Source organism: Streptosporangium sp. NPDC050284, assembly GCF_044459525.1.
In the GTDB taxonomy this organism is placed as follows: Bacteria; Actinomycetota; Actinomycetes; order Streptosporangiales; family Streptosporangiaceae; genus Streptosporangium.
In genome coordinates, this window is the sequence record NZ_JBITIZ010000003.1 from 345,772 (window position 1) to 358,485 (window position 12,714).

Annotated in this window: 14 protein-coding genes; 3 read left to right on the forward strand and 11 right to left on the reverse strand. The window is 68.9% G+C overall.

The genetic code is table 11. From position 1 onward, the window contains the following. Positions 1 to 15: 15 nt before the first annotated feature. The 3 genes from glmM to rplM all read right to left on the reverse strand — a co-directional run bounded on the left by glmM (position 16) and on the right by rplM (position 2,410). A complete protein-coding gene (gene glmM, locus ACIBH4_RS09100; protein ID WP_362502993.1) occupies positions 16 to 1,371 on the reverse strand; it encodes a phosphoglucosamine mutase in 1,356 nt (451 codons plus the stop codon). A gap of 3 nt (positions 1,372 to 1,374) precedes the next feature. After that, positions 1,375 to 1,896 carry a 30S ribosomal protein S9 gene (gene rpsI, locus ACIBH4_RS09105; RefSeq protein WP_350943295.1) on the reverse strand — a complete coding sequence of 174 codons (522 nt, stop codon included), beginning with the start codon at positions 1,894 to 1,896 and terminating at the stop codon, positions 1,375 to 1,377. A 70-nt stretch (positions 1,897 to 1,966) separates the two neighbouring features. Next, complete coding sequence (rplM, locus tag ACIBH4_RS09110) at positions 1,967 to 2,410, reverse strand: 50S ribosomal protein L13 (RefSeq protein ID WP_344746717.1); 444 nt, start codon at positions 2,408 to 2,410, stop codon at positions 1,967 to 1,969. A gap of 558 nt (positions 2,411 to 2,968) precedes the next feature. Between rplM and ACIBH4_RS09115 the strand changes: the two genes are divergently transcribed. The 3 genes from ACIBH4_RS09115 to ACIBH4_RS09125 all read left to right on the forward strand — a co-directional run bounded on the left by ACIBH4_RS09115 (position 2,969) and on the right by ACIBH4_RS09125 (position 7,291). Further along, positions 2,969 to 3,715, forward strand: a complete 747-nt coding sequence (locus tag ACIBH4_RS09115) for a CAP domain-containing protein (protein WP_362502998.1) — start codon at positions 2,969 to 2,971, stop codon at positions 3,713 to 3,715. 35 nt (positions 3,716 to 3,750) lie between these two features. Continuing rightward, on the forward strand, positions 3,751 to 4,689 hold the full coding sequence (locus tag ACIBH4_RS09120; RefSeq protein WP_362762930.1) for a hypothetical protein: 939 nt from the start codon (positions 3,751 to 3,753) through the stop codon (positions 4,687 to 4,689). 94 nt (positions 4,690 to 4,783) lie between these two features. Continuing rightward, positions 4,784 to 7,291 carry a hypothetical protein gene (locus ACIBH4_RS09125; RefSeq protein WP_362762927.1) on the forward strand — a complete coding sequence of 836 codons (2,508 nt, stop codon included), beginning with the start codon at positions 4,784 to 4,786 and terminating at the stop codon, positions 7,289 to 7,291. On the opposite strand, the gene truA is transcribed toward ACIBH4_RS09125, so the two are convergent. The 8 genes from truA to infA all read right to left on the reverse strand — a co-directional run bounded on the left by truA (position 7,281) and on the right by infA (position 12,359). After that, entirely contained in the window at positions 7,281 to 8,201 is a 921-nt protein-coding gene (gene truA, locus ACIBH4_RS09130; protein ID WP_399171759.1) for a tRNA pseudouridine(38-40) synthase TruA, read from the reverse strand. The two genes, ACIBH4_RS09125 and truA, sit on opposite strands and share 11 nt — an antisense overlap. Positions 8,202 to 8,501: 300 nt before the next feature. Then, positions 8,502 to 9,041, reverse strand: coding sequence for a 50S ribosomal protein L17 (gene rplQ, locus ACIBH4_RS09135; RefSeq protein WP_362762924.1), 540 nt, complete (start codon positions 9,039 to 9,041; stop codon positions 8,502 to 8,504). A gap of 152 nt (positions 9,042 to 9,193) precedes the next feature. Then, positions 9,194 to 10,210 (reverse strand): DNA-directed RNA polymerase subunit alpha, encoded by a 1,017-nt coding sequence (locus ACIBH4_RS09140; protein WP_089210160.1) that lies wholly within the window; start codon positions 10,208 to 10,210, stop codon positions 9,194 to 9,196. 100 nt (positions 10,211 to 10,310) lie between these two features. After that, complete coding sequence (gene rpsD / locus ACIBH4_RS09145; protein WP_350943285.1) at positions 10,311 to 10,937, reverse strand: 30S ribosomal protein S4; 627 nt, start codon at positions 10,935 to 10,937, stop codon at positions 10,311 to 10,313. Positions 10,938 to 10,957: 20 nt separating this feature from the next. Beyond that, positions 10,958 to 11,362 (reverse strand): 30S ribosomal protein S11, encoded by a 405-nt coding sequence (gene rpsK, locus ACIBH4_RS09150; RefSeq protein WP_012887860.1) that lies wholly within the window; start codon positions 11,360 to 11,362, stop codon positions 10,958 to 10,960. 45 nt (positions 11,363 to 11,407) lie between these two features. Then, positions 11,408 to 11,788 carry a 30S ribosomal protein S13 gene (gene rpsM / locus ACIBH4_RS09155; protein ID WP_306859572.1) on the reverse strand — a complete coding sequence of 127 codons (381 nt, stop codon included), beginning with the start codon at positions 11,786 to 11,788 and terminating at the stop codon, positions 11,408 to 11,410. A gap of 210 nt (positions 11,789 to 11,998) precedes the next feature. Continuing rightward, positions 11,999 to 12,112, reverse strand: a complete 114-nt coding sequence (rpmJ, locus tag ACIBH4_RS09160; protein ID WP_003956441.1) for a 50S ribosomal protein L36 — start codon at positions 12,110 to 12,112, stop codon at positions 11,999 to 12,001. A gap of 25 nt (positions 12,113 to 12,137) precedes the next feature. Then, on the reverse strand, positions 12,138 to 12,359 hold the full coding sequence (gene infA, locus ACIBH4_RS09165) for a translation initiation factor IF-1 (RefSeq protein WP_012887858.1): 222 nt from the start codon (positions 12,357 to 12,359) through the stop codon (positions 12,138 to 12,140). Between the last annotated feature and the right edge of the window lie 355 nt (positions 12,360 to 12,714).

Sequence of the window (12,714 nt, forward strand, 5' to 3'; positions counted from 1 at the left end):
CCGTGCTTCGATCGTTCAGACGCAGGCCGTACGGACGACCTCGGCCAGCCTGCCGGCCAGCTGCTCGGCCTGTTCCGCCGAGGCGGCCTCGACCATGACCCGGATCATCGGCTCGGTGCCACTCGGCCGGATCAGCACCCGGCCGGTCTCGCCCAGCTCCGACTCCGCGGCGCCGACCGCGGCGGCCAGCTCCGGAGCCGAGGCCTTGGACCGGTCGACGTCCTTCACGTTGACCAGGACCTGCGGCAGGCGGGTCATCACCGAGGCCAGCTCGGCGAGCGACTTCTTCTCCCGCGCCATCACCGCGAGCAGGTGCAGCGAGGTGAGCAGGCCGTCCCCGGTGGTGGCGTGGTCGAGCATCAGGACGTGGCCTGACTGCTCGCCGCCGAGGTTGTAGCCGCCCGCCCGCATGGCCTCCAGGACGTAGCGGTCGCCCACGGCGGTCTCCACGACGTCGATCCCCGCGCTCTTGAGCGCGAGCTTGAAGCCCAGGTTGGACATGACCGTGGCCACCACGGTGTCACCGACCAGCTTGCCCTCGGCGTGCATCGCCATGGCCAGCACCGCCATGATCTGATCACCGTCGACGACCTCGCCGGTATGCGAGACGGCGAGGCAGCGGTCCGCGTCGCCGTCGTAGGCGATGCCCACGTCCGCGTTGCGGGAGACCACGATCTGCTGGAGCCGATCCAGGTGGGTGGAGCCGACCCCCGCGTTGATGTTGAGACCGTCGGGGCGCGCCCCGATCGTCTCCACGGTGGCCCCGGCCCGCAGCAACGCCTCGGGAGCCACCATGTGGGCGGCGCCGTGGGCGCAGTCGAGGACCACGTTCAGGCCGTCGAGACGACCCTCCACGGTGGACAGCACATGGGACACGTAGCGGTCGGCCTCGCCGTACGCCTCGCGTACGCGGCCGACCGAGGCACCGACAGGACGCTCCCACTTCTCGCCGAGCCGCTGCTCGATCTCGTTCTCCACCGTGTCGGGCAGCTTGTAGCCGCCCCGGGTGAGGAACTTGATCCCGTTGTCGGGCGCGGGATTGTGGGAGGCGGAGATCATCACGCCCATGTCGGCTCTGAGAGCCGTCGTCAGATAAGCGACCGCCGGGGTGGGCAGCACGCCGAGCCGGAGAACGTCCACGCCAGACGACGCGAGGCCGGCGACCACCGCGGCCTCCAGGAATTCTCCTGAAGCCCGGGGGTCCCGGCCCACGACGGCGACGGGACGGCCTCGCCGCCCGACGCTGGCGTTGAACGCCCCGGCATCGCCGAGGACATGAGCCGCGGCCACGGACAGGTCCATGGCGAGCTCGGCCGTGAGGTCGCGTCCGGCGACCCCACGTACCCCGTCGGTGCCAAAGAGGCGCCCCAACGCTTAACGCTTGCTGTACTGCGGAGCCTTGCGGGCCTTCTTGAGACCGTACTTCTTGCGCTCGGTGGCGCGGGCGTCACGGGTCAGGAAGCCGGCCTTCTTCAGCGGCGGGCGGTTGACCTCGACGTCCAGGGCGGTGAGCGCGCGGGAGAGACCCATGCGCAGGGCACCGGCCTGGCCGGTGACGCCACCGCCGTTGATGCGGGCGATGACGTCGAACTGGTCCTCGGCGCCGAGCACCACGAAGGGCTCGTTCACGATCTGCTGGTGGACCTTGTTCGGGAAGTAGTTCTCAAGCGTACGGCCGTTGATCGTCCACTTGCCGGTGCCCGGAACGATGCGCACGCGGGCCACGGACTCCTTGCGACGGCCGGTGCCGTACGAGTTGCCGGTGGTGATGGGCTTGCGGACGGCGGCGTCGCCGCTGGCAGTGGACTCGGAGGTGTACTCGGAGGGGAACTCCTCCGCGGAGTACGCTTCCTGAGCGCCCTCGACGGGCGTCTCGACACCGGTGGGCTCAGCCACGGTTCTCCTCTTAACTTTCCTACTCGGCGTCGGCCGTCGGCCAACGCTGCTGGCGACAAGCAGCTAGTGACTACTGGGCGATCTGGGTGAGCTCGAAAGACACCGGCTGCTGCGCCTGGTGCGGGTGCTCGGAACCGGCGTAGACCTTGAGCTTCTTGATCATCTTCCGGCCGAGGGCGTTCTTGGGAAGCATGCCCTTCACGGCCTTCTCGACGGCGCGGTCGGGACGCTTGTCCATGAGCTCGCCGTAGGTCATGGAGCGCAGACCGCCCGGGTAGCCCGAGTGGCGGTAGGCCTTCTTCTGCTCAAGCTTGTTACCGGTCAGCGCGACCTTGTCGGCGTTGATGACGATGACGAAGTCACCGGTGTCGACGTGGTTGGCGAAGGTCGGCTTGTGCTTACCGCGAAGCAGGATCGCGACGTGGCTGGCCAGCCGGCCAAGCACGATGTCGGTGGCGTCGATGATGTGCCACTGACGCTCGACTTCGGCAGGCTTGGGTGTGTACGTGCGCACGGTCGTATGCCTTCTTTGGTCGCGTCTTCGGCGCTGTCGGAAAGGACAGCAACATGGTCGGTAGGTGCGGGCACACGACAGCCCGGACCTTCCGTCTCCAGATAAAGAGGAGATGACGCCGGACGCGCCGCGTATCGGTCTGTGAGAGGAGACCAATTCGCACACAACGAACTAGCAGGATACCGGCGCGGAGGAGCGCATGCAAAACGGCATGACTCTCCGGCGGTTCCCCTGGCAGTGTACCCGCCACCGGACGGTGCCGGGAAACCGTCACACGCCGGGCGCCGAGATGATTTATCCCGACATACAGCGTTATATGCCGAATATCCGAGGCCGCTACGAGCGGGACGTAGACCCGGACGGCCACGGAAAGAGGGCGGTCACCGCGTCGGAAACCCTTCAGGAGCGGGCCTGGAACCGGGTGGCGCGGCGTTCTCCGAGAGAGGCGCCGAACGACGAGTCGGGGACGATCACGCCGGAACCTTCACAGAACGGTTCCAACATGTTCTCAGCATTCCCTTCTTCCTCACCGCAAACATCTCTATCTTTGATAGCGGTATGTGGCAGCTTCCTCACCCCGGGCATACCCAGCGAGCGCGCCTGCGCCGCATGGGGGTGTTCGTGTGCCTGCTCGCGGTTCTGCTCGTCGGTTTCATCATCGGCCGGGGCAGCCGCGACGAGAAGGCCGCCGACCAGATCTACCTGAACGACACCGGACCCGTACGCCCCACACCCAGCGGCGCACTCGCCGGCCAGGTCGAGCGAGCCCCGCTCTCCCGGGTCGCCCGCTCCACCCCCGCCCCCGAGGACCGGCGCCCGCGCCCCACCCCGAGCCCCGGCACGTCACTCGGCGATTCCGGCGGCTCCGGCGAGGACGGCCCCTCCCGTCTCCTCCTCAACGGCGACGGCGGCGCCACCTCCGCCCTCGGCGCGATGGAGCGCGAGGTCGTCCGGCTCATCAACATCGAGCGCAGGCGGGCCGGGTGCGTACCGCTGCGGATCGACAGGAGGCTCACCGTGTCGGCGAGGAGGCACTCGGCCGGGATGGCGGCAGCGGGCAGCCTCTCCCACAACTCCGCCGACGGCACCTCCCCCTGGGAACGGATGGAGGCGACCGGCTACCGCGACGGCGGCGCGGAGAACATCGGACGCGGCTACACCTCCCCCGACGACGCGGTGCGCAGTTGGATGGGGACGAGCGGCCATCGGCGCAACATCCTCAACTGCGAGCTCAGGGCCACCGGGGTCGGAGCCGTGCGAGGGTCCGACGGCCCCTGGTGGACCCAGGACTTCGGATACTCCTGAGCCAAGCGGCCCCGACGGCGGGCTACGCTCGGCGCATGGGTTTTCCCGTGGAGCCGCCGCGCCGCCAGCCTTACAACCGGCCTGACGCGTCGCCGCCCGCACAGGGCCAGCACTGGTTCGACGCCTCGCCGAACAACCGCCCCCCCGCCCCTCCTTCCCCGGCCCCACAGGCCCCCCGACCGCAGGGACGGCCCACCGAGGCGCCCAATGAGCGGCCTCGCAAGGAGATGTGGAGCCCGTACGACGAGGGGCCCCGCTCACGCCGCCCGATCTACATCGCGGCCGGGGCGTTCGCGGCGCTGGTCGCCGCGGGCATCGGCCTCGCCGTGCTGGCCAACTCCGACCCCGACCCGGTGCCCGGCGCGACGGAGCCCACCGCCGCGGCCCCCCTCATCCCGCCCGCGAACACCGCGAAGGGCAAGTTCGGCTTCGCCTCCTCCCGCGCCAGCGACCCGCACCCTCTCACCCTGAACGAGGTGTTCAAGAACAAGAAGATACGGATCGGCGGGCAGACCTACCTGATGACCACGCGCAGGACCGACAAGAAGTGCGACAAGGCTGTGGTCGGGGAGAAGCTCCAGAAGGCCCTCACCTCGGCGCGGTGCAACCAGCTCCTGCGCGCCAGCTTCCGCGACGCCTCGGGGAAGATCATCGGCACCGTGGGAGTCGCCAACCTCAAGACGTCGGCGGGAGCGTCCAAGGTCGTCTCGGCGAGCACCGGCAAGGAGCGGGAGGAATACATCAAACCGCTGCCAGGTAAGGATAAGGTCACCAAACTTCTCGGCACCGGCGAGGCATTCGTCGGCGAATGGCGCCACGGGCACTACGTGGTAATGGTCTGGTTCCAGTACAAAGACGGCCATATGCCAAAGAAAACCGAGGTCAAGAAGCTGAACCAGGCGGCCTTCGGCGCGGCGGACGCGACCGTCACTCCCGCCCTGGAGTCACGGACACTGACCGGAAAACGTCCCTGACCATGGGGTCATATCCCCACTTCGAGGTATGAGTCCGACAGACGATACGGCCATACTCGCATGACGATCTCCGGCTGTCGCTAGGCTGCGTCGTATGCGTGGGCAGGAATCCGGGTCCGAGCACCAACGTGAAGCCGAGGGTTCGGCGACACCGGCGACGCCGCCGCCGAGTTTCGGCCAGCCCTCGCCCCACGTGCTGCGGACCGATCTCACAGACGACGAGCAACCCCCCGGCCCTTCCGCGTGGCCGGAGACGGCCCCGGGTGCGGCTCAGCCGTGGACGGTCCCCGGCGACGGCGCCCCCTACGACTGGTACGCCCAGCCGGAGGACGATCCGCCCGCCCCCTGGTCCGGCCCCTCGCACCCCGCGCCCCAGCCGGGACCGCTCTCCTACCCGGAACCTTCCGGCCCCCCGCGGCCCGAGTTCTCCTCCGACTCCGCGGGCCCCACCAGGCCCGAGTTCCCAGCCGGCCCCCCGCGGGACCCCCGGCCGGATCTCCCTGGCCCGCCGCCCGGCTTCCCCTCCGGCCCGCCGCCCGGGTTCCTCCGGGATCCCTCGCAGGACCCCCGGCCGAAGTTCTCCCGCGACCCCTCGGGCCCGCAGCCCGGGTTCCTCCCGGGGCACCCACAGGCATCGGAATCTCTTCCCCGCGATCCCTCCGGACCGCCGGGATCGCCCTCCGGCCCCTCGCAGGCCCCCCGGCCCGAGTTCTCCCACGATCCTTCGGGTCCGCGCCCCGAGTTCCCCGCCGGTTCCTCGGGTCCCCGGCCGGAGTTCCCCCCCGGCTCCTCGGGCCCAACCTGGTCCGAGTTCTCCCGGCCGGAACCGGCCCCTCCGGCGTGGATCAACTCCCCCACCCCGCCGGAACCCTCACCTCCCGCCTGGCCCACCCCGGAGAACCCGAACGTCTCACCGCGGCCCGGTGGGACGCACGAGGGCGAGCGCCACGAGCACGGGGGGTCCTCGCCACGGGGCGACCAGCCGCTGTCCACCCCGCCCATCGTGCCGGGGGCACCGCCCTGGCAGCCGCCGCCCGCCTTCACGGCAGCGGCCGCGGGCATGCAGGTCTGGCCCTCCTCAGGTCAAGAGGCCCCCTGGCCCGCCGCGACCGGCGAGCCGGTGTGGACCGACCCCGAGGAGAGCACCGCTCGCCCGGGAGAGCCCGGTGACATCGCCGTCTGGCCGCCGGACGCCACTCCCCCACAGGAGTCGGACGAGAGCGACGACACCACGGCGGACGTCCGCGCCGCCGTGGCCGGCGTGCCTGGACACCCCGAGGAGGGAGACCTCCTCGCCTCCGGCCCTCTCCCCCCGGCTCGGCAGAATCCTCAGCAGAGTCCGCCCCACCAGGAGCCTGCCCAGCAGGCCCTCGCGCAGCCCTCTCCCGGACAGGCCTCCCACCAGGCCTCCGCGCCCGCACCGGCCGCCGGTCCACGAGACGAGAACCCTCCCGCCCCGTCCGGTTCTGTTTCGTCAGGTCTCACCCTGTCCGGTCCCGCTCCGTCCGGTCCCGCTCCGGGGGCTCCGTCCCCCATGGCCGCGCCCACCTCCGCGTCCATGACCCAGCCCTTCACACGCCAGGAACCGGAGCCGATCTCACAGGTGCCCGCGCCTCCCTTCGGACAGGACACCCGCGACCGGACACCGTCCGAGGCCGCGCAGCTCTTCCCCCTGTCGGACCACACCCCACCGGGCGGCATCCCCGTCGTGACCGGCATCGCCCCCTCGTTCCCCGTTCTCCCGCCCCCGCCGGTGACCTCCTCACCGGCGGGCGAGACCGCGACGCTCCCCGAGGGCGGACCGGCGACGATGCGTGGGGCGTTCACCCCTCTCTCGGAGTTCACCCCCGAACCACCGCCCTCTCCCCCCGAGCCGACCCGCAGCAGGGCCAGTACGACCCTGCTCGCCGCCGTCGTCGCGGTCGTGGTGGTCGGCATCGGCACCGGGGCCTTCTTCGCCTACCAGTCGTTCAGCGCCAAGCAGTCGGCGAACGCGACGGATCCGATTCCCAGGTCGGGGACCCTCGACCCCACCGACGACCTGGACATCACCGGCGAGCCGGAACCGATCAACACCACGATGCTCAACTCCGAGAAGACCGACCCCGGCACGATGACCGTGGCCGACGCCTTCGGCCAGAAGGTGTCCGTGGCAGGGACGACGTTCAAGCGGGTCAAGACCGACGTCACCGAGCAGTGCCAGAAGGCCGCGTCCGGCAGGTTCGCCGGCACCCTGCGCAACCAGGACTGCCGCCGCGTGCTACGGGCGACGTACGTGGACAGCAAACGGAAGTACGCCGTGACCACGGGTATCGCCGTGCTTCCCACCCGCGAGTCCGCGGTGGCGGCCGACAAGGCCAAGGATCTGGACAGCAACCTCTGGTTCCGCGGCCTTCCCTCCGCCGCCGGCACGGGAGGCGAGCGGGTGCACATCGCGGGCGGCTACGCGGCAGGGATGGTGTGGGGCCGCTACATCGTGTTCAGCTACGCCACCTTCAGCGACGGCCACACGCCGACCGCCAAGGAGAAGTCCCTGGGCAAGGTGAGCGGCGCCTTCCGCGACCAGACCGCGAAGGTCGTGGAGCGCCGCGTCACGAACTGATCGTCCGCACCCGGCGGGTCTCCGCGGCCCGCCGGGCGAGCTCGCCCGCGGCGGGGTAGCGTACCTCCTCCAGGCAGAGCCCGTGCGCGGGTGCGACGTGCACCCCCGAGTCCCGTACGGCCCGCGACAGCACCTCCCCCGGCCAGTCGACCGGGAGCCGGCCCTCACCGACGGGCAGCAGCGATCCGACGAGTGCCCGGACCATGGAGTGGCAGAACGCGTCGGCCATCACCGTCGCCACGACGAGGCCGTCCTCACGAACCCAGTCGAGCCGCTTGAGCTCCCGGATCGTGGTCGCCCCCTCGCGTCTCCTGCAGAACGCGGCGAAGTCGTGCTCGCCCAGGAGAGCGGCGGCGGCCGCGTTCAACCTGTCCACGTCGAGGGGCCTGTTGTACCAGACGACCTCGCGGCGGCGGAGCGGGTCGACACCTCCCGGGGCGTCGGAGACCCGGTAGGCGTAGCGCCTCGACAGCGCCGAGAACCGCGCGTCGAAGCCCTCAGGAGCCACCGTGACGTGATGAACACGGACATCGGAGGGCAGGACTCCGGCGAGTCTCCTGCGCATGGCAGAGAGCCTCTCGCCGAGCTCCCCCTCGGATCCCGGCTCGAGGCCCCCGCCCGCGGCTACCCCTCGGCGCCCACGGCCGTCCAGCGCGCCGAGCACGCCGGGATCCAGGTCGACATGGGCCACCTGACCGCGGGCGTGCACGCCGGCGTCGGTCCGCCCGGCCACGGTCAGCGCCGGAGGCTCGGGAAGCCGCAGGATCCTGCCGAGCGCCCCCTCGATCTCCCCCTGGACCGTACGCCGCCCGGGCTGCTTGGCCCAGCCGGAGAAGTCGGTGCCCTCGTAGGCGAGATCCAGCCTCAGCCGTACCACGATGGTTCCCCATGAGACTTGGCGAGCCGCCATCCGGCGGGCTCGGGAGTGTTGACGTGCTCTTCGGCGTGAACGACTTCGTTACCCGATCGCCGCGGGTCGCCGGTTATCCGGCATCGGACCATCAGGTCGCGGGAATCGAAGCCGAAACGGGGGCGGAGTCGTGAATGCCGAGCGTTCCGCCCCCGCCCTCGCCACCGCCGCGACGGACGGGAAAGACCCGGCGCTCACCGGCGCCGCGCCCCTTCGCGGCGCCGGCGCTCGCGACAGACGGAAAAGGGCCCGGCGCTCCCTGTGGAGGGAGTGCCGGGCCCTTTCACGGGGCCTGAGAGATCAGGCGTTGTCCTTCTTGGCCTCGGTCTCCTCGGCGGGAGCCTCGGTCGTCTCCTCGGAGGCCTTCGTCTCCTCGGTGGTCTCCGCCTTGGTCTCCTCGACCTCGGCCTCCTTGGCCTCTTCCGCCTTGGGCTCGGCGGCCTTGGCGGCGGCCGGGGTCCGGCTGGTCGTGACCTTGTTCAGCGGCTCGGACACCAGCTCGATCACGGCCATGGGGGCGGCGTCACCCTTGCGGAGGCCGATCTTGGTGATCCGGGTGTAGCCACCGGGACGCTCGGCGAAGGTCGGGGCGATCTCGGTGAAGAGGTGGTGGACGACACCCTTGTCCCTGACGATCGTCAGCACCTGGCGACGGTTGTGCATGTCGCCCTTCTTCGCCTTGGTGATCAGCTTCTCCGCCACCGGACGCAGACGCTTCGCCTTGGCCTCGGTGGTCTTGATCCGGCCGTGCTGGAACAGCTGGGTGGCGAGGTTCGCCAGGATCAGCCGCTCGTGGGCCGGGCTGCCGCCGAGACGGGCACCCTTGGTGGGCCTAGGCATAACGTTCTCCTTGGGAGTAAACCCGCCCCGGCCGTACGAGGTACCGGGGTCGGGCCGAGGGCCGCAAGGCCCTCGTCATCGTGAAACGCGGCGACACCCGGGGTGACGCGGGGCCACCCGGTGTCGAGGAACGCCGTGAGGCGCCCCTGAACTCAGTACTGCTCGGTCTCGACGTAGGCGCTGTCGTCGTCGTCGTAGCCGCCGCCGGCCACCGCGCTCGGGTCGAACCCGGGCGGGGAGTCCTTGAGCGCCAGCGTCATCTCGTGCAGCTTCTGCTTGACCTCTTCGATGGACTTGGCGCCGAAATTCCTTATATCGAGAAGGTCCTGCTCGCTGCGGGCCACGAGCTCACCCACGGTGTGGATGCCCTCGCGCTTGAGGCAGTTGTAGGAGCGAACCGTGAGGTTCAGCTCCTCGATCGGCAGCGCGAGGTCGGCGGCGAGGGCCGCGTCCGTCGGCGACGGGCCGATGTCGATGCCCTCGGCCTCGACGTTCAGCTCGCGGGCGAGACCGAACAGCTCGACGAGGGTCTTACCGGCGGAGGCCACCGCGTCGCGGGGCTTCATGCACGGCTTGGTCTCGACGTCCAGGATCAGACGGTCGAAGTCGGTGCGCTGCTCGACTCGGGTCGCCTCGACCTTGTAGGTGACCTTGAGCACCGGGGAGTAGATGGAGTCGATCGGGATGCGACCGATCTCCTGGCCCGGCTGCTTGTTCTGCGCGGCGGAGACGTAGCCGCGACCGCGCTCGACGGTCAGCTCCATCTCCAGCTTCGCCTTGCCGTTCAGGGTGGCGATGCGCAGCTCGGGGTTGTGCACCTCGACACCGGCCGGGGGCGCGATGTCGGCGGCGGTGACGTCACCGGGGCCCTGCTTGCGCAGGTACATCACCACGGGCTCGTCGTGCTCGGAGGAGACGACCAGGTCCTTGAGGTTCAGGATGATGTCGGTGACATCCTCCTTGACGCCCGGCACGGTGGTGAACTCGTGCAGCACGCCCTCGATGCGGATGCTGGTCACGGCCGCGCCCGGGATGGACGACAGCAGCGTGCGACGCAGCGAGTTGCCGATGGTGTAACCGAAACCCGGCTCCAGCGGCTCGATGATGAACTTGGACCGGGTCTCCTCAAGGGATTCCTCAAGGAGGGAGGGACGCTGAGCGATCAGCATGTGAAATCTCCCTTGCATGGCGGCGCCCGCTATTTGACGCCGCTCGAACAACAGCATAGGTGCCGTGCGGCGATTCGCCGCACGGCACCGGCAGGAGCCGCTACTTGGAGTAGAGCTCGACGATCAACTGCTCCTGGACCTGGGTGTCGATCTGCTGACGGACCGGGAGCTGGTGGACCAGGACGCGCAGCGCGTCCGGGATGACGCCGAGCCACGCCGGGTACGTCTTGTCACCGGCGGTGGCGCGGGCCACCTCGTAGGGCAGGAGGTTGCGCGACTTCTCGCGGACCTCGACGATGTCGTGCTCGCGCACCCGGTACGACGGGATGTCGACCTTCTTGCCGTTCACCAGGATGTGTCCGTGACGGACCTGCTGGCGGGCGGCGTCGCGCGACTCCGCGAAACCGGCGCGGTAGACCACGTTGTCGAGACGGCTCTCCAGGATCTGGAGGAGGTTCTCGCCGGTCTTGCCGGTCTTGCGGTTGGCTTCCTCGTAGTAGTTGTGGAACTGCTTCTCGAGGACGCCGTAAATGCGGCGGGTCTTCTGCTTCTCACGAAGCTGGAGCTGGTACTCAGACTCCTTGGGACGGCCGCGGCCGTGCTCACCCGGCGGGTAAGGACGGATCTCGATGGGGCACTTCGCGGACTCGCACTTCTTGCCCTTGAGGAAGAGCTTGGTCTTCTCCCTGCGGCAGAGCTTGCAGTCCGCACCCGTGTAACGAGCCATTTTCTATCTTCTCCTGGGCGTCAGACGCGGCGGCGCTTGGGCGGACGGCAGCCGTTGTGCGGCACGGGGGTGACGTCCTGGATGGACCCGACCTCGAGCCCGGTCGCCTGAAGCGAGCGGATCGCGGTCTCACGGCCGGAGCCGGGGCCCTTGACGAAGACGTCGACCTTGCGCATGCCGTGCTCCATGGCGCGGCGGGCGGCGTTCTCCGCGGCCATCTGCGCCGCGAACGGGGTGGACTTACGGGAGCCCTTGAACCCGACGTGGCCGGCACTGGCCCAGGAGATCACGTTCCCACTCGGGTCGGTGATCGAAACGATCGTGTTGTTGAACGTGCTCTTGATGTGGGCGTGCCCGTGAGCGACGTTCTTCTTTTCCTTGCGGCGCACCTTCTTGGGTGCACCCTGGCGGCTCTTAGGAGGCATTCTTTGCCTTCACTCCTGAGGTCTTCGGTCCTGCGGCTACGCGGACTACTTCTTACCGGGCTTCTTCTTGCCGGCCACGGTCTTCTTCTTGCCCTTACGGGTGCGCGCGTTGGTCTGCGTACGCTGACCGTGCACGGGAAGGCCACGGCGGTGCCGAATGCCCTGGTAGCACTGAATCTCGATCTTGCGACGGATGTCGGCCTGAACTTCGCGACGGAGGTCACCCTCGATCTTGAAGTTGGCCTCGATGTAGTCGCGCAGCGGCACCAGCTCTTCGTCGGTCAGCTGGTGAACCCGCAGGTCGCCGTTGACGCCGGTGGCCTTGAGGGTTTCGAGCGCACGAGTGCGGCCGATTCCGAAAATGTAGGTGAGAGCGATCTCCAGCCGCTTGTCGCGGGGGAGGTCTACACCAACCAGGCGAGCCATGGTCGGGCATTCTCCTTCGTTATGGCGGAGGTCCTGCGCCTCACTTCCCCTCCCCATGCCCGGGGTGAGGGCCCCGGCCTCCGACCGGGGGTCTCCTGCGGGGTACGGCGTGAGCCGCCTGCGCAGGTGTGAGACGCGATTACGTGAAAACCCCACATGAATCGAGCCCGCCTCTTGGAGCGGACTCTCACGGGGCCTTGTTTGGAGCGACTATCCCTGACGCTGCTTGTGGCGCAGGTTGTCGCAGATCACCATGACGCGACCGTGCCGGCGAATCACCTTGCACTTGTCACAGATCTTCTTGACGCTCGGCTTGACCTTCATAGTCCTATTCGTCCCTCAGACGCGCTTACTTGTATCGGTAGACGATCCGCCCACGACTGAGGTCGTAGGGGCTCAGTTCGACGACAACCCTGTCGTCAGGAAGGATTCGGATGTAGTGCATCCGCATCCGCCCGCTGATGTGGGCCAGGACCTTATGGCCGTTATCGAGCTGCACCCGGAACATCGCGTTCGGGAGCGACTCAACCACAGTGCCCTCGATCTCGATGGCGCCGTCTTTCTTGGCCATGTCCCTCGCGTTTCACTGATCGGTCGTCTGAGGCTTCGGAACACTAAGCAGCCGCGACCCAGCGCTTCGATGAGAGCGGCGGTTGCGACACCGCCGATGCGCAATGGTCATAGTGAACCGAAAAAGGAGTGTACGGCACCGAGCGAGGAAATGCGAAACACACGGCCGGTGCCTTGACACAACTGCTACGAAGGATACCGCAGATCCTGAGCGGGCTGGACGGCACGACTCGACACGCGAACACTCGCGCCCTCATTGTGGCACGTCCGACCAGGTCAGGCCAGCATCCCGGCGGCCGGACCGAGCCGAGCGGCCCAACATCCCGGCGGCCCAGCCGTGTAGACCCGGTCGGCAT

Bases quoted from the DNA above. Each gene is read 5' to 3' on its own strand.
- infA (WP_012887858.1), bottom strand. From the start codon at position 12,359: ATGGCCAAGAAAGACGGCGCCATCGAGATCGAGGGCACTGTGGTTGAG.
- ACIBH4_RS09115 (WP_362502998.1), top strand. From the start codon at position 2,969: ATGTGGCAGCTTCCTCACCCCGGGCATACCCAGCGAGCGCGCCTGCGC.
- rplQ (WP_362762924.1), bottom strand. From the start codon at position 9,041: ATGCCTAGGCCCACCAAGGGTGCCCGTCTCGGCGGCAGCCCGGCCCAC.
- ACIBH4_RS09140 (WP_089210160.1), bottom strand. From the start codon at position 10,210: ATGCTGATCGCTCAGCGTCCCTCCCTCCTTGAGGAATCCCTTGAGGAG.
- rpmJ (WP_003956441.1), bottom strand. From the start codon at position 12,112: ATGAAGGTCAAGCCGAGCGTCAAGAAGATCTGTGACAAGTGCAAGGTG.
- ACIBH4_RS09120 (WP_362762930.1), top strand. From the start codon at position 3,751: ATGGGTTTTCCCGTGGAGCCGCCGCGCCGCCAGCCTTACAACCGGCCT.
- truA (WP_399171759.1), bottom strand. From the start codon at position 8,201: ATGGCGGCTCGCCAAGTCTCATGGGGAACCATCGTGGTACGGCTGAGG.
- rpsM (WP_306859572.1), bottom strand. From the start codon at position 11,788: ATGGCTCGCCTGGTTGGTGTAGACCTCCCCCGCGACAAGCGGCTGGAG.
- rpsK (WP_012887860.1), bottom strand. From the start codon at position 11,362: ATGCCTCCTAAGAGCCGCCAGGGTGCACCCAAGAAGGTGCGCCGCAAG.
- ACIBH4_RS09125 (WP_362762927.1), top strand. From the start codon at position 4,784: ATGCGTGGGCAGGAATCCGGGTCCGAGCACCAACGTGAAGCCGAGGGT.
- rpsD (WP_350943285.1), bottom strand. From the start codon at position 10,937: ATGGCTCGTTACACGGGTGCGGACTGCAAGCTCTGCCGCAGGGAGAAG.